The organism is Streptomyces sp. NPDC047917, assembly GCF_043204345.1.
GTDB classification, from domain to species: Bacteria; Actinomycetota; Actinomycetes; order Streptomycetales; family Streptomycetaceae; genus Streptomyces; species Streptomyces sanglieri.
In genome coordinates, this window is the sequence record NZ_JBIDCA010000003.1 from 559,760 (window position 1) to 574,814 (window position 15,055).

At 72.0% G+C, this 15,055-nt stretch carries 11 protein-coding genes; 7 read left to right on the plus strand and 4 right to left on the minus strand.

Annotated features, from left to right (window positions below):
- Positions 1–38 precede the first annotated feature (38 nt).
- The 3 genes from ACGF8B_RS09330 to ACGF8B_RS09340 all read left to right on the plus strand — a co-directional run bounded on the left by ACGF8B_RS09330 (position 39) and on the right by ACGF8B_RS09340 (position 4,580).
- Positions 39–1,433, plus strand: coding sequence for a nucleobase:cation symporter-2 family protein (locus tag ACGF8B_RS09330; protein WP_392736259.1), 1,395 nt, complete (start codon positions 39–41; stop codon positions 1,431–1,433).
- A gap of 42 nt (positions 1,434–1,475) precedes the next feature.
- Positions 1,476–2,873 (plus strand): 8-oxoguanine deaminase, encoded by a 1,398-nt coding sequence (locus ACGF8B_RS09335; RefSeq protein WP_392736261.1) that lies wholly within the window; start codon positions 1,476–1,478, stop codon positions 2,871–2,873.
- A gap of 246 nt (positions 2,874–3,119) precedes the next feature.
- Complete coding sequence (locus tag ACGF8B_RS09340; protein ID WP_392736263.1) at positions 3,120–4,580, plus strand: nucleobase:cation symporter-2 family protein; 1,461 nt, start codon at positions 3,120–3,122, stop codon at positions 4,578–4,580.
- A 107-nt stretch (positions 4,581–4,687) separates the two neighbouring features.
- Here ACGF8B_RS09340 and ACGF8B_RS09345 read toward each other — a convergent pair whose 3' ends face one another.
- On the minus strand, positions 4,688–5,566 hold the full coding sequence (locus ACGF8B_RS09345) for a chitosanase (protein WP_392736265.1): 879 nt from the start codon (positions 5,564–5,566) through the stop codon (positions 4,688–4,690).
- A gap of 241 nt (positions 5,567–5,807) precedes the next feature.
- Positions 5,808–6,116, minus strand: coding sequence for an SH3 domain-containing protein (locus ACGF8B_RS09350; RefSeq protein ID WP_392736267.1), 309 nt, complete (start codon positions 6,114–6,116; stop codon positions 5,808–5,810).
- Positions 6,117–6,407: 291 nt separating this feature from the next.
- On the opposite strand from ACGF8B_RS09350, the gene ACGF8B_RS09355 reads away from it, so the two are divergent.
- Complete coding sequence (locus ACGF8B_RS09355) at positions 6,408–7,091, plus strand: alpha/beta fold hydrolase (protein WP_392736269.1); 684 nt, start codon at positions 6,408–6,410, stop codon at positions 7,089–7,091.
- 108 nt (positions 7,092–7,199) lie between these two features.
- Positions 7,200–9,335 carry a hypothetical protein gene (locus tag ACGF8B_RS09360; protein WP_392736271.1) on the plus strand — a complete coding sequence of 712 codons (2,136 nt, stop codon included), beginning with the start codon at positions 7,200–7,202 and terminating at the stop codon, positions 9,333–9,335.
- 176 nt (positions 9,336–9,511) lie between these two features.
- Here ACGF8B_RS09360 and ACGF8B_RS09365 read toward each other — a convergent pair whose 3' ends face one another.
- Together ACGF8B_RS09365 and ACGF8B_RS09370 are read right to left on the minus strand one after the other, a co-directional pair.
- The gene (locus ACGF8B_RS09365; protein ID WP_392736273.1) at positions 9,512–10,117 is read right to left on the minus strand and encodes a TIGR03086 family metal-binding protein; all 606 of its coding nucleotides are present in this window, start codon (positions 10,115–10,117) and stop codon (positions 9,512–9,514) included.
- Positions 10,118–10,153: 36 nt separating this feature from the next.
- Entirely contained in the window at positions 10,154–11,215 is a 1,062-nt protein-coding gene (locus ACGF8B_RS09370; protein WP_392736275.1) for an amidohydrolase family protein, read from the minus strand.
- A 256-nt stretch (positions 11,216–11,471) separates the two neighbouring features.
- Between ACGF8B_RS09370 and ACGF8B_RS09375 the strand changes: the two genes are divergently transcribed.
- A complete protein-coding gene (locus ACGF8B_RS09375; protein WP_392736277.1) occupies positions 11,472–12,449 on the plus strand; it encodes a fibronectin type III domain-containing protein in 978 nt (325 codons plus the stop codon).
- A 275-nt stretch (positions 12,450–12,724) separates the two neighbouring features.
- On the plus strand, positions 12,725–15,013 hold the full coding sequence (locus tag ACGF8B_RS09380) for a glycosyl hydrolase family 18 protein (protein WP_392736279.1): 2,289 nt from the start codon (positions 12,725–12,727) through the stop codon (positions 15,011–15,013).
- The last annotated feature ends 42 nt before the right edge of the window (positions 15,014–15,055 follow it).

The window sequence follows — 15,055 nt, forward strand, 5'->3', positions numbered from 1 at the left end:
TCGGCGGGGACGCGCCACACCGGAGGGAACAACCAGCCATGGCAACGCCTGCAAAAGGGCCGGCAGAAGGCCCGTGTTCCACCCGGCCGGAAGGGCCCGAGGCCCACCCGGTCGACCAGAAGCTCCACCCCTCGCGGCTCGTCCCCGCCGCGCTCCAGCACATCGCCGCCATGTACGCGGGAGTGGTCACGCCCCCGCTCATCATCGGCCAGGCCGTCCGCCTCGACATCGCGGGCCAGACCCGGCTCATCGCCGCGAGTCTGCTCATCGCCGGTGTGGCCACCCTCCTGCAGACCCTCGGGGTCAGGGGCCTCGTCGGCAACCGGCTGCCCTTCGTCAACGCCGCCTCCTCGGCCGGCATCGCGCCGATGCTCGCCATCGCCGAGACCAACGCCACGGGGGACCAACTCCCGGCCATCTACGGCGCGGTGATGGTCGCCGGTGTCTTCTGCCTCGCCGTCGGACCGTTCTTCGGCAGGCTCCTGCGCTTCTTCCCGCCCCTGGTCACCGGCGTCGTCATCACCCTCATCGGGGTGACCCTGATGCCCGTGCCGGTCGCCTGGGCACAGGGCGGCGACAGGACCGCCGCCGACTTCGGAGACATGAAGTACCTGGCACTCGCCGCCTTCACCCTCCTCGTCATCCTGCTGATCCAGCGCTTCGGCCGCGGCTTCGTCAAGCAAGTGGCCCTGCTGCTCGGCCTGTTGACCGGAACCCTGGCCGCCATCCCGTTCGGCATGGCGGACTTCGGAGCGCTCCGCTCGGCCCCCGTCGCCGCACTGCCCACACCCTTCGCGTTCGGCGCCCCCGAGTTCCAGCCCGCCGCGATCATCTCGCTCTGCCTGGTGACGCTCGTCCTGATGACGGAGTCCAGCGCCGGAATGCTCGCCATCGGCGAGATCTGCGACCGCGAGACCGACGGCAGGACCATCACCCGGGGCCTGCGCACCGACGGCATCGCCACCCTCCTCGGCCCCGTCTTCGGCGGCTTCCCCACCTCCGCCTTCGCCCAGAACGTCGGAGTCGTCTCCCTGACCAAGGTCCGCAGCCGCTACGTCGTCGCCGCGGCCGGCGGCGCACTGCTGGTCCTCGGCATCTTCCCGGTGCTGGGCGCGGTGGTCTCCACGGTGCCGATGCCCGTGCTCGGCGGCGCCGGCATCGTACTGTTCGGTTCGATCGCGGTGAGCGGCATCCGTACCCTCTCCGAGGCCGGACTCGACGACAGCTCCAACATCATCCTGGTCGCCGTGGCACTCGGCGCGGGCATCATCCCGCTCGCCGCGCCCGGCTTCTACGCCGGATTCCCGTCCTGGGCACAGACCGTGCTGGGCTCCGGCATCAGCGCCGGAGCGCTCGTCGCGGTCCTGCTGAACCTGTTCTTCCACCATCTCGGCACCCACGGCCGCCAGGCCGTGGCACTCAAATCCTCCTAGGGTCCTGCCGTGCCCACACCGCCGGAAAGAGAAGGAAGCACCATGGCAGCATCGGCAGCCCCTGAGCACGTGGAACGCATCGTCATCGAGAACTGTTCGATCGCGACGGTCGACGCCGACGACACCGAGTACGCCTCGGGCCATGTCGTCGTCGCGGGCAACCGCATCGAATCGGTCGGCGCCGGCCGGGCACCTGAGGGCCTGGCGGACGTCGTACGCCGCATCGACGGCACCGGACACCTGGTCACCCCCGGCCTGATCAACACGCACCACCACTTCTACCAGTGGATCACCAGGGGCCTGGCCACCGACCACAACCTGTTCGACTGGCTGGTCGCCCTCTACCCCACCTGGGCGCGCATCGACGAGCCGATGGTCCGCGCCGCCGCCCAGGGCTCGCTCGCCATGATGGCCCGCGGCGGCGTCACCACCGCCATGGACCACCACTACGTCTACCCGCGGGGGGCCGGCGACCTGTCCGGCGCCATCATCGGGGCCGCCCGTGACATGGGCGTACGGTTCACCCTCGCCCGCGGGTCCATGGACCGCAGCGTCAAGGACGGCGGGCTGCCGCCGGACTTCGCCGTGGAGACCCTCGACGGCGCGCTGGCCGGCACCGAGGCGACCATCGACGCGTACCACGACGCCTCGTTCGACGCGATGACCCAGATCGCGGCCGCACCCTGCTCCCCGTTCTCCATCTCCACCGAACTGCTGCGCCAGGGCGCCGAACTGGCCCGCCGCAAGGGAGTGCGCATGCACACCCACGGCTCGGAGACCGTGGAGGAGGAGAAGTTCTGCCACGAGCTGTTCGGGATGGGGCCGACCGACTACTTCGAGTCCACCGGCTGGCTCGGCGAGGACGTGTGGATGGCGCACTGCGTCCACATGAACGACTCCGACATCGCCGCCTTCGCCCGCACCGGAACCGGCGTGGCGCACTGCCCCTCGTCCAACGCCCGGCTCGCCGCGGGCATCGCCCGGGTCCCCGACATGCTCGCGGCCGGCGTCCCGGTCGGCCTCGGCGTCGACGGCACCGCCTCCAACGAGTCCGGCGAGCTCCACACCGAGCTGCGCAACGCCCTGCTCATCAACCGCCTCGGCGCCCACCGCGAGAAGGCCCTGAACGCGCGCCAGGCGCTGCGTCTGGGAACGTACGGCGGCGCCCAGGTGCTCGGCCGCGCCGGCCAGATCGGCTCCCTGGAACCCGGCAAGCTCGCCGACCTGGTGCTCTGGAAGCTCGACACCCTCGCCCACGCCTCCATCGCCGACCCGGTCACCGCGCTCGTCTTCGGCGCGGCGGCCCCCGTCACGCTCTCCCTCGTCGACGGCAGGCCGGTCGTCGAGGACGACCACCTGATCACCGCGGACGAGGACGCCATCGCCCGCGCCACCCGTGACGAGGCCCGCCGCCTCGCGCGGATCGCCGCCGGAGCCTGACCCTCCGCGGCACCCCCGATACCGGCCGGCCGAGGGGGACGGCCCTCGGCCGGCCGCCGTGGACCCGAGCGGGGTCCATGGCAACCGGTGCGGGGGCGCGTGCCTGTGACGCACGCGCCCCCGCACCGGTGACCAAAGCTGCCCGCACCAGCTGCACGACCTGCCCCACCTGCTCCAACGCACCACTTGCACCACCTCCCTGACACCCACGTCACCGCAGACGTGTACCCGACCGGAGGAACCGCCGTGGCAGCAAAGCCCAGGTTTCGCAACGACGCAGTCGCAGGATCCGATGGACAACCGCATCTCGACGCCGCCCCCGATCCGGCCTCACCGGACCGGAAGCACCCGGTCGACGAGACGCTCCCCCCACTGAAGATGTTCACCAGCGGCCTCCAGCACGTGGCCGCGATGTACGCGGGCGTGGTGGCCCCGCCGATGATCGTGGGGCCCGCCGTGGGCCTCACCGCCAAGGAGACCGCCTTCCTGATGGGGGCGAGCCTGTTCACCGCGGGCATAGCCACCCTGCTCCAGACCCTCGGTTTCTGGCGGATCGGCGCCCGGCTGCCGTTCGTCAACGGTGTCTCGTTCGCCGGGGTCACCCCGATGGTGGCGATCGGCAAGGATCGCGGGCACGACGGCATCGCCGTCATCTTCGGCGCGATCATCGTCGCCAGCCTGCTGGGCTTCCTGCTGGCCCCGTACTTCTGCAAACTGGTCCGCTTCTTCCCGCCCGTGGTCACCGGCACCGTGATCACCCTGATCGGTGTCTCGCTGCTGCCGGTCGCCTTCAACTGGTCCCAGGGCGGCAACGCCACGGCGGCGGACTACGGCTCGACGACCAACATCATCATGGCCGCCGTCACCCTGGTGATCGTCCTGGCCCTGCGCAAACTGCTGCGCGGTTTCCTCCAGCAGATCGCCATCCTGCTCGGACTGATCGTCGGCACCCTGATCGCGATCCCGGTCGGCATCACCGACTTCGGCACGATCAAGGACGCCGACCTGATCGGCTTCCCGACGCCGTTCCACTTCGGGGCGCCGCAGTTCGAGATCGCCGCGATCGTCTCCATGAGCATCGTGATGCTGGTCTGCATGACCGAGTCCACCGCGGACATGCTCGCGCTCGGCAGGATCGTCGGCAGGCCGGCGGACGAGCGGACCATCGAGGGCGGCCTGCGCGCCGACACCCTGGGCAGTGCCGTCAGCCCGCTCTTCAACGGCTTCATGTGCAGTGCCTTCGCCCAGAACATCGGGCTCGTCGCGATGACCAAGGTCCGCAGCCGCTTCGTGGTGGCGGCCGGCGGCGGGATCCTGATCGTGCTCGGGCTGGTACCCGTCGCGGCGTCCGTCATCGCGCTCGTACCGCTGCCGGTCCTCGGCGGCGCGGGCATCGTGCTCTTCGGCTCGGTCGCAGCGAGCGGCATCCAGACCCTGGCGACCGCCGCGCTGGAGAAGGGCGAGAACGCGCTGATCGTGGCCGCGGCCGTGGGCATCGGCCTGATCCCGATCGCCGCGCCGGAGTTCTACCACTCGTTCCCGAAGGACCTGCTGGTGGTGCTCGACTCCGGCATCTCGACCGGTTGCGTGGTGGCGATCGTTCTCAACCTGGCCTTCAACCACCTCGGCGGGAAGCCGGATCCGGATCCGGAGCCGTCGGAGCGGGAGCAGGGTCCGGCAGCCGTGGACCCGGTGGCCGCGCACTGATCCGATCCGCCCGGTACCGGCCGGTTCCGGCGGACGGGGCGCCGTGGCGCGTACGGCCACCCTCGCGGGTGCTGCCGTACGCGCCACAGCCGTGGTGCGCGAGTGCGTCAGCCGATGTGGAAGCTGTCGCCGTACACCTTCCAGTCCAGCGGCGGGTCCAGGTTCAGGTTGCCCTTCTTCAGGAAGACCCGCTGGGCGGTGTCCACCCGGCTGGTGTCCTCGTGGGCCTCCTCCTGCTTCATCGCCCAGACGCGGGCGTCGAGGAAGGCGTTGAGGTAGGTGACCTCGTTGCCGCCCTGGGACGGCGGCTTCGCCTTCGAGAGGGCCCGCTTGCGGATGGAGCTGAAGCCGGTGCTGTCGCCGCCGTCGCCGTGCATGACGATGGCGTCGTAGTACGCGAACTGGCCCAGCGTGCCGATGCCGTCGGCCTTGCCCTGCTTGACGGCCGGGTTGAAGTAGACCCGGTCCCGCTCGTCGTCCTGAGCCTTCTTGAACGCGGAGTCGGAGGCGGCCTTCACCCAGTCCTTGGTGAAGTTGGGGTCGAGACCGCTGTGTGAGGGGGTGCCGTTGACCTTCCGCAGCGCGGGAAGGTACTTGGCGAGGACGTTGTCCGGCTTGCGTTCGGTGTACAGCTCGACGAGGTCGAGCATGTCGCCGGTGCCGGAGCAGAAGCCGATGATGCCCGCGGTGTAGCCGCGGTCGTCGTCGATGTCCTCGATGTACTTGTACTGGGACTTCCAGTTGAGGGAGGAGTTCTCGGCGCTGGAGACCAGTTGCATGGCGATCTCCTTCTTCGCCGGATCGTCCAGCCCGGTCGCGGCGGCGGCCCTCGGAGCCGCCGCTGCCGGCGTGGGGGCCGCCTGGTGTGAGAGGCCACCGGCGTAGGCGGTGACGGGAATGGCCGTGAGGGCCAGTCCGACCGCGATGACCGTGATGCGCACGGGGCGGGTGTTGCGACGTGCGGCGCGCTTAGGGGGAGCGTGCACCAGTCCTCCAAAGGGAGTTCTTCGTTCCGACGGTCTGTTAGGAAGCTTTCCTATCAGAGTGCGGGGTGGCCGTACACCCCTCCGGCGCCGGGGAGTTCGGAAGTTCTCCGGGAAGGCCGACGGCCCCGCACCGCGCGGAAGGCGCGATGCGGGGCCGGGACGGGTGCCGAGGCGCAGGTCGGCGGGTGGGCCGAGGCGTCGAGATGCGGATCGGCGGGTGGACCGAGGCGCCGGGGCGGCCTCAGCAGTTGAGGTAGGCCACGTGGATCCAGACGCCCGTCGGACCGCCCCACAGGTCGCCCATGACCCAGTTGCCCTGCTGGCCGCGGTAGTTGAGGTTCTGGCCCCGGTTCACGGTGCCCAGGACCGGGTAGTCGGTGCCCGGTCCGCCGCGGAAGTTGACCCCGTTGTCGTTGACGGTGCAGACCGCGGCCGGCCCCTTCACGGCCTGCACGGCGGCGGGGCTCTGCGCGGCCTGGGCGGCGGGGCTCACCGCCAGCCCGAGTCCGGCGGTCAGCACCATCGCGGCCAGCATCATCTTCTTCATCATGTGGCTCTCTCCTCCGTATTCCGGCCCACGTGGGCGTGAGCCGTCCATCAGCACAACGCCGCCTCCCACCGGCCGGTCACGGCTACGGACCGGACGTCGGGCAGGAGCGAAAGCGCAGGTCATGCGGGTTACGCCCCGGCGTGCGCAGGTGCCGGGCGGACGCTTCCCGCGCCCGTCGAGCACGGGTTTGAACGACATCGGATCCGGAGAAAGCCGCCCCGCACCGGCAGGCCGGGACGGGCGCGGGGGCGGCGGAACGATCTTCGTCCGTGCGCCTGTAGCGTCATGGGTATGGAAGATCAGTCTGTAGTGGATGTCGGCGACGTACGGCTCGCGTACCGGACCTGGGGCGACCCCTTCGGCTCGCCCGTGGTCCTGCTGCACGGCCTCGGCGGCTCCGCCGCGAGCTGGGAGGCGGCGGCCGGCCTGCTCGGCGAACAGTGGCGGGTGTACGCCCTGGACCTGCGCGGTCACGGCGAGAGCGACTGGCCGGACGAGTACTCCTTCGAGCTGATGCGGGACGACGTCCTCGGCTTTCTGGACGAGTGCGAGCTCGACCGGGTCGGGCTGGTCGGCCACTCCATGGGCGGCGTCGTCGCCCACCTGCTCGCCCAGGAGCACGCGGACCGGGTGGAGCGGCTGGTACTGGTGGAGACCCCGCCGCCGTTCCCGAGCGAGCCGGGGCCGGCCGCCGAACCGGAGGGTCCGGTGGACTACGACCGGGCCGTCGTCGCTCCCATCAGGGCCGAGGTGGCCGACCCCGACCCCGGGTGGGCGGCCGGTCTCGGCGAGATCGTCGCGCCGACGCTGATGATCGCGGGCGGTCCGGAGTCCACCATGCCCCAGGGGCGACTGCAGGACATGGCCTCGCTGATCCCGGACTGCCGGCTGATCACGATCGGGGGCGGGCACCGGGTGCACGAGGTGCGTCCCGACCAGGTCGCCGAGCAGATCACGGAGTTCTTCACCAGCTGAGGAGCGGAGTACGGGGGCGAAGCGGCGAGCCGGCGGCGGGAGCGGTGTCCGGGGCAACCGGGAGCCGGCCGACGGCTGTTGTCAGTGCCGGGTGGCAGGATCCGCTGCATGGACCTCCGCTCGTTCCTCGCCGACATCGACGCCCAGCCCTGGGCGGACCTCCAGCACGCCTACGGGAGCGCGGCGGACGTCCCCGGCCATCTGCGGGCGCTCGCAGGGGAGAGCGAGGAGGCCGCGTCCGAGGCGGTCTCCGAGCTGTACGGCAGCATCCTGCACCAGGGCTCGGTCTACGGGGCCACGGCCCGCGCCGTTCCGTACCTCGCCCGGCTCGCCGGGGCCGGGTGCCGCACGGAGGACCTGGTGGTGCTGCTCGGCGGGATAGCGGAAGGCGGGGCGGACGGCGGTGACAGCGACGAAGCCGCCTGCCGGGCGGCCGTCGTCGGTGAGCTGGCGCTGATCCTCACGATTGTCGACGCGGAGGCGCCGGGGCTGCGGCGCGCCGCGGTGTGGGCCGCCGCGATGACCGGAGCGGCCGAGCAGGTGCTGCCGGTGCTCCACCGGTGCTGGAAGACCGAGACGGACCCCCTGGTACGGGCCGAACTCCTGGGCGCCATGGCGCATCTGGACCCGTCGGGCACGGCCGGAGCGGCGACCGCGGCCATCGGTGCGGACGAGCCGGGCGAGGTACGGATCGCGGCACTGCTGGCCTGCGTGGACGGCGGACTGCCGTGGGGCCCCGCGCACCACGGGGCGATGCTCTCCCTCCTGCCGGTGAACGGCCTCGTCGAGGACCGGCTGGACCTGGAGCGCAACGAACCGTTTCAGTACGTCGTCGAGGAGCTGCTGCTCCGGGACACCGACGCCGACCGCGAAGCCACGTACGCCCTGCTCGACGCCGCCCTGCGCGACGCGGACCCCGAGGTGCGGGAGGAGGCGCTGTGGGCGGCGGAGACGGCATGCCTGCTGTCGCGAAGCGCGCCGGAGCGGCTGTCCGGTGCCGTGGAGGCGATGACGGCCGATCCGGCGGACGTGCCTGCGGCGTACTCGCTGCTCGCGAAGCTGGGCGTCCGGGCCGCGGCGGCCGCTCCGGTGCTGGTCCGGCTCGCGGCGGGCGAGGGCGATCCGGCGGACTGCGCCCTTGAGGCACTCGTCGCCGTGGCCCCCGACCTGGCCGCACCGCTCCTCGCCCGTGACCTGGGGCGGCGCCCACGGGCACTCCGTGCGGCGTGCGGGTTCCTGATCGACGGTACGGCCGGTTCCGCGTTCCCGTACGACTCGGCGCTGCTGGACGCGGTCCGTACCCGGCTGGGTTCGGCCGGACCCGATGCCGATGAGACCGTCCGGCTCGCACTTCTGCTCGGTGCGTGGGGGAGCCGGGCATCGGCCGCCCTGCCCGAACTGAGGTCCGCGCTGCCCGGATCCCCGAAGGTCGTGCCGAAGGCGCTGGCCGCGATCTGCCCGCCGGAGCACCGGGAGGCGACCGCCGAGCTCCTGACCGCGGCGGCACGCACCGGCCCGGAGGAGGGCCGGCTCGACGCGGCGGTGGCGGTGCGCGAGCTGACGGGGGAGACGGGCCCGCTGCTGGCGGCCGTCGCCGGCCGTCTCACCCCCGGCGGCCCCGCGGTGCGGGAGGCCGCACGTCTCGCCGCGGAGCTGGGCCCGGAGGCGACCGGCCTGGTGCCCGCCCTGCGGTCCGTGCTCGGTGAGTCCGGGGGCGCCCGCAACGCCCCGCAGCTGGACGCCGATGTCGAGATCGCCGCGGCCCTGTGGCGGATCACCGCCGACCCGGAGGCCGCGGTGCCGGTGCTGGCCGGTGTGCTCGCGGAGGCGGAGCCGACCTGGACGCACTGGACGCTCGGCCGTGCCGCGCGTGCGGCGGCCGGTATCGGCACCGCGGCCCGGCCGCTGGTCCCCGCGCTGGAGGGCCTGCTCACCGACCGGGTGCAGATTCCGTCGGCCGTGCTCGCCCTGCACGCGATTGCGCCCGAGTCCCTCGACGGACCTCGCGCGGCCGGGCTGCTCCTGGACGCCGCGGAGCGGGACGCCGACGCGGTGAGGGCGCTGGAGGCCCTTGTCGTACTGGGCTCCACCGCCCTCACCGCGGACCATCACCGGCGTCTGACCGCTCTGGCGGAGCGGGACCGCCGGGTGCGGGCCTCGGGCGTGGAGACGAGGATCGCCCCGGCCGACGAACGGCTGCGGGAGCAGGCACGCGAGGCGGCACGAACACTGGCCGGAGTCTGACCGGCCCCACGCGGGCCACGCCGCCCGGAATCCGGCCGGCGCATCCCGAGCGGCGCACCCCGGGCGGCGCCTCTCCGAGGGGCGCAGCCCGGGTGGGGGCGCCACTCCGACCGGCGCGCCCCGTACCAGCGCACCCTCAGCGCCCCCGTACGGCGCCCCGCCCCCTGCGTACCGGCTCAGTCGCCGGGCTCCCAGTCCGGGCGGCGGCCGCTCATCGCGACGGCCCTGTCGACGAGAGGAGCGTCGGCCGGGACCGGAACCGGCGGGCCGAAGATGCTCTCCGGCCGGGGGTTGTCGTCGCCGGGCGTCAGCACGGCCAGCGAGGTGCGAAGGCTCGCCTCGTCCCCCTCGTACTTCTGGCCGGTCGACCGGGCGAGGTCCCAGCCGTGGATCACCAGTTCGTCCAGAGCGACCAGCAGGGCCACCTCGCCCGGCAGATCCACGCTGCCCGCCCTGGTCATCCCCTGCCGGGCGGCAGGTTCGCGCCAGGCGGTCACCAGCTCGTCCAGCAGCGGCGGCAGTGCCTCGCGCCAGTCGTCACCGAGGACGGGAACGCTCGCGTCCGGTGCGGTGTCGGTCGTCGGGCCGAAGTCCTTGCGCGCCGCGTCACGGAACGCCGTGGCCAGCCCGACCAGATGGGCGAGCAGCTCACGCACGGCGTAGTCGGGACAGGGAGTCGGATCGTTCAGCTGCTGCTCGTCGATGCCGTCGAGCAGCGAGGCGATCTGCCGTGCGGCGGGCTCCAGGTCGATCGTGGCTGTTTTCTCCGGGTGCGTGTCCATACAGTGCTGACTCCTCACGTGCCCGGAACTCATCGCTCATCGCACGACGCGTCCACGGAGCACGATCCGGCTCGGGTGGTTCAGCGCGCCGGGGTCGAGTGTCGGGTCGGTGGCGTACGCGACGACGTCGGCGGGTGCGCCGTCCACCAGACCCGGCAGTCCGAGCCAGGCCCGCGCGGTCCAGGACGCGGCGCCGAGTGCCGCGTGGGCCGGCAGGCCGGCCCGTACCAGCCACTCCATCTCGCCCGCGACCGTCCCGCACGGGAAGGAGTCCGTCCCGGCCAGCACCGTCACCTTCGCCTCGTGGGCCGCGCGCACATTGCCGAGCATGGTGTCCCAGCCGGCCAGCCACAGATCCCGGCGCACGCTCGGCTCCCGCGCCCGCATCGCGTCCTCCCGCGCACCGAACACGCTCAGCGTCGGCACGAACGCCGTGCCCTGTGCGGCCATCCGGTCCAGCAGCGCCGGGTCGAGATGCATGCCGTGCTCCAGGCTGTCGGCGCCCGCCAGTACGGCGTTGCGGGTGCCCTCGGCGGTCTGGCAGTGCACCGCCACCTTGCCGCCGGCCGCGTGCACCGCCCCCACCACCGAGGTCAGCAGCGGCAGCGGCACGGCCGGTTCGTCGGCGGCCCAGTCACCGATGACCTTGCACCAGCCGCCCGAGGCGGCCGCCTCCTCCACGGCCGCCCGTGCCAGACCGGCCTCGCTCACATCGCGTCCGAGGCCGGGGAAGAACCGTCCGGGGGTGGCCAGCCAACGTCCCGCCGACGTCACATGCGGGAGCTCCGGGTCCTCCGCCACCCATGCGGGCATCCGCTGCGAGGTGCCCGGGGTGCGCACCGCGAGCACTCCGGCGTCCCGGTGCTCGCCCAACTGCCTGCGCAGCAACTCCTCGTCGAACGGTGAGTCCGGCCCCAGCGCCCCCGGGTGCGTGTGCACATCGACGAGCCCGGGCAGCAGCCAGCCGCCGTCGACGACCGTCTCCGCGTCCCGGCCGGCGGGCCCGCCCGGCGGACTGCCGGCGCGGAGCACCTCGCCGTCGATCCAGAACGTGCGCTCCTCGCGCTCGGGCAGCACAACACCTCGTATGCACAACATCGTCCGACCGTACGGCACACCGGACACCGGCCGGCGTGCACACACTGACGTGCGCCGCCCGGCATGCGACCGCCCGGCATGCGACCGCCCGGCATGCGACCGGCCGGCGTGCACCGCCCGGCATGCGACCGGTGGGCACCGCCCCCCCCCGCACACATCGCCACATTGCGGAAGCTTCCGCTCCACCCCCTTGTCGGCGACCCCCGCGCCATGCGATACAGGTCTGGACCATTGCTTCCGGACGGAAGGCACGACCGTGCAACGCCCCCACGCAACCGCCGCGTTGGCCTGCTCCGCCGCTCTGCTCCTCGCCGCGCTCACCGCCTGCGACTCCACCCCCGAGGCCGACACCCGCAAGCCGACGGTGCCGGGCCGTGTGACGGCGCAGGCGAGCAGCGCCACCTCCGTGCACGTCATGTGGGCGCGGGCCTCCGACGACACGGCGGTCACCGGCTACGAGATCTACCGCGAGGGCGAGCGGGTCGAATCGGTCCCGGCCGCAAAGGTGATGATCGATGTCGACGGGCTGGCCGCGTCGACCGCGTACACCTTCACCGTCCGCGCCCGCGACGCCGCCGGCAACCTCTCCGCACCGAGCGCCGCCGCACGCGTCACCACGCCCGCTCCCACCCCCGCCGACCACGAACCGCCGACCCGCCCGGTGAAGCTGCGCGGAACGGTGGACGGCGGCCGGGCGGTGAACCTCTCCTGGGGCGGCTCCACGGACGACATCGGTGTCACCTCCTACGACATCTACCAGGAGGACTCCCGGATCCACAGCGTGCCCGGCACCCGGACCACCGCACATCTGACCGGCCTGCGCCCCGGCACCGTCTACACCTTCACCGTCCGCGCCCGCGACGCCGCCGACACCTCCTCCCCGGACAGCAACGCCATCGACCTCACCACCGCCTCCGCCCCGGGCGCGCCGGCCGGCACCGCCCCCACCGACCTGCGGATCGGCAACCGGGTCCAGGACAAGGAGTACGCCATCGACCTGGACTGGCAGCAGCCGGAGACGGGCGGTGCGATCCCCTCGTACCAGCTCTTCATCAACGGCCGCCTGACCACCACGATCGTCTGGGGCGCCACCCCGCCCAAGGGCCGGGCGCACTACCGCCTCACCGTCACCGACCCGCGCGGCACCCGCTACTCGATGAAGCTCCGCGCCAAGCTGCCCGACGGGAAGTGGGGCGACTTCTCCGCGCAGCGCACGGTCGTGCTCGGCGACTGACGGGTGCTCGTACGCGGGGCGCCGGTGCCGCCCGGTGACCGGATCCGGTGCCGCTCCGGTACGAACCCGGCGTCCTCCGCGTGTCCGTGCTCCAGCGGCGTCCGGGCGGAGAGCCTGCCGGATCTCTCGCCGGATCGCGGCGGACGCCACGTCTTTGGTCTGTACCTATTGACGTAGTGGTCCAGACCTCTTAGTTTCCCCTGTGCTCCATGGCACCAAGCATCCCGCTCCCCCTCAGGACCGCCTCACCGGTCCCTGCCTCAAGGGAGAACCCCATGTTCGAGCACATGACACTCAGACGGAGAACGGCGACCGCCCTCCTCGCCGTTCTCGGACTGCTCCTCGCGCTGCTGTCCCTGCAGGCCGCACCCGCGCACGCGGCGGGCAAACTGACTGCCACCTTCACCTCGGCCGACAACGGGTCGTGGTGGAAGGGGACTTACGTACTGCACAACGACACCGACTCCGCCGTGACCGGATGGAGCCTGGAATTCGACCTGCCGGCCGGGGTCGCGATCGACACCTCGTACAACGGCACCGTCACCACCCGGGGCAGCCACGTCACCGCGGTCAACGCCCACTACAACGGTACGGTCGGCGCGCACGGCACCAGCGAGCCGTACAGCTTCTGGTTCGTCGCGACCGGGCCGATCGCGGCGCCGGCCGGATGCCGGATCAACGGTGACAAGTGCGACGGTTCCGCGGACGCGCCCCCGGGTGCGCCCGGCGGGCTGAAGCAGACCGATGTCACCGCCCGTACCGCGTCACTGTCCTGGACGGCGGCCACGGCCGGTGACTTCCCGGTGGCGTCGTACGACATCCTGGCGGGCGGCGAGGTGGTGGGATCGGCCACCGCGGCGACCTCCGCCACGGTCACCGGACTGACCCCGGCCACCGCCTACTCCTTCACCGTCCGGGCCAAGGACACCCGGGGCAACGCCTCCGCCGAGAGCGCGCCGCTGGCCGTCACCACCGTCGACCCGGCCACCGACACCTCCCCGCCCACCGCGCCGGGCGCACTGCACGCCACGGCGACCGACTCCTCGTCCGTCACGCTGGCCTGGACAGCGGCGACGGACAACCAGCGCGTCGCCGCGTACGACATCTACCGGGACGGGGTACTGGCCACCACGGTCCCGGGCACCACGACCACCGCCACCATCGGCGGGCTCTCGCCCTCGACCTCGTACACCTTCACCGTCAGGGCACGTGACGCGGCGGACAACGCCTCCCCGGCCGGCAACGTGCTCACGGCGAAGACCGACGACATCGTCGGCGCGGGCAACTACGCCAAGGTCGGCTACTTCGTCCAGTGGGGCATCTACGGCCGCCAGTACTTCGTCAAGAACCTCCACGACTCGGGAGCCGCGGGCAAGCTCGACATCGTCAACTACGCCTTCGCCAACATCGATCCGTCCAACCTCACCTGCCTGAACGGTGTCACCAAGGGCACCACCGCCGACCCCCAGGACCCCGAGCAGGGCACCGGAGCCGGTGACGCCGACGCCGACTACGGACGCCCGTTCAGCGCCGCCCAGTCGGTCGACGGCGTCGCCGACGACGGCTGGGGCAAACTGCGCGGAAACTTCAACCAGTTGAAGAAGCTGAAGAAACTCCACCCGGACCTGAAGATCGTGGTCTCGCTCGGCGGCTGGACGTACTCGAAGTACTTCTCCGACGTGGCGGCCACCGACGCGGCCCGCAAGAAGTTCGTCTCCTCCTGCATCGACATGTACATCAAGGGCAACCTGCCCGAGTACAACGGCGCGGGCGGCCCCGGCACCGCCGCCGGGATCTTCGACGGCTTCGACATCGACTGGGAGTGGCCGGGCACGGGCACCGGGCACCCGGGCAACCACTACTCGCCCGACGACAAGGGCAACCTGACCCTGCTGCTCGCCGAGTTCCGCAAGCAGTTGGACGCCCTCGGCGGCGGACACCGCCTGCTCACCGCCTTCACCCCCGCCGACCCGCAGAAGATCGGTGAGGGCTGGGACCTGGGCAGGGTCTTCGACTCCCTCGACGTGGCGAACGTCCAGGGATACGACTTCCACGGCTCCGGCAGCGACAACTCCTGGGAACCCGACCGCACCGGCCACCAGGCCAACCTCTACACGGACGACCAGGACCCCTACGACTTCCACTTCAGCGCCGACGCCGCCATCAAGGCCTACACCGACGCCGGCGTCGAGCCCCGCAAACTGACCCTCGGCATCCCGTTCTACGGCCGGGGCTGGCAGAACGTGGCCGACGGCGGGGCGGCCGGCGAATGGCAGACGGCGGGCGGTGCCGCCCCCGGCCAGTTCGCGGAGGAGGCCGGTACCCGCGGCTACTCGAACCTCATCGGCGCCTACCCGACGATGACGGTCCATCACGACGAGCAGTCGGTGTCCACGTACGGCTACACCGGCAGCCAGTGGTGGTCCTTCGACGACGCCTGGTCCATCGGCAAGAAGACCGACTACGTGAAGTCCAAGGGGCTGCTGGGGGTGATGGTCTGGGAAATGTCCGGTGACACGTCACAGGGCACATTGATGAACGCGCTGGACACCGGTCTGAAGTAGCTACAGCGGCAGACCGGTCGCCGGTTCGCGGAGCCCTGCCGG

Bases quoted from the DNA above. Each gene is read 5' to 3' on its own strand.
- ACGF8B_RS09360 (WP_392736271.1), top strand. From the start codon at position 7,200: ATGGACCTCCGCTCGTTCCTCGCCGACATCGACGCCCAGCCCTGGGCG.
- ACGF8B_RS09380 (WP_392736279.1), top strand. From the start codon at position 12,725: ATGTTCGAGCACATGACACTCAGACGGAGAACGGCGACCGCCCTCCTC.
- ACGF8B_RS09330 (WP_392736259.1), top strand. From the start codon at position 39: ATGGCAACGCCTGCAAAAGGGCCGGCAGAAGGCCCGTGTTCCACCCGG.
- ACGF8B_RS09335 (WP_392736261.1), top strand. From the start codon at position 1,476: ATGGCAGCATCGGCAGCCCCTGAGCACGTGGAACGCATCGTCATCGAG.
- ACGF8B_RS09370 (WP_392736275.1), bottom strand. From the start codon at position 11,215: ATGTTGTGCATACGAGGTGTTGTGCTGCCCGAGCGCGAGGAGCGCACG.
- ACGF8B_RS09365 (WP_392736273.1), bottom strand. From the start codon at position 10,117: ATGGACACGCACCCGGAGAAAACAGCCACGATCGACCTGGAGCCCGCC.
- ACGF8B_RS09350 (WP_392736267.1), bottom strand. From the start codon at position 6,116: ATGATGAAGAAGATGATGCTGGCCGCGATGGTGCTGACCGCCGGACTC.
- ACGF8B_RS09355 (WP_392736269.1), top strand. From the start codon at position 6,408: ATGGAAGATCAGTCTGTAGTGGATGTCGGCGACGTACGGCTCGCGTAC.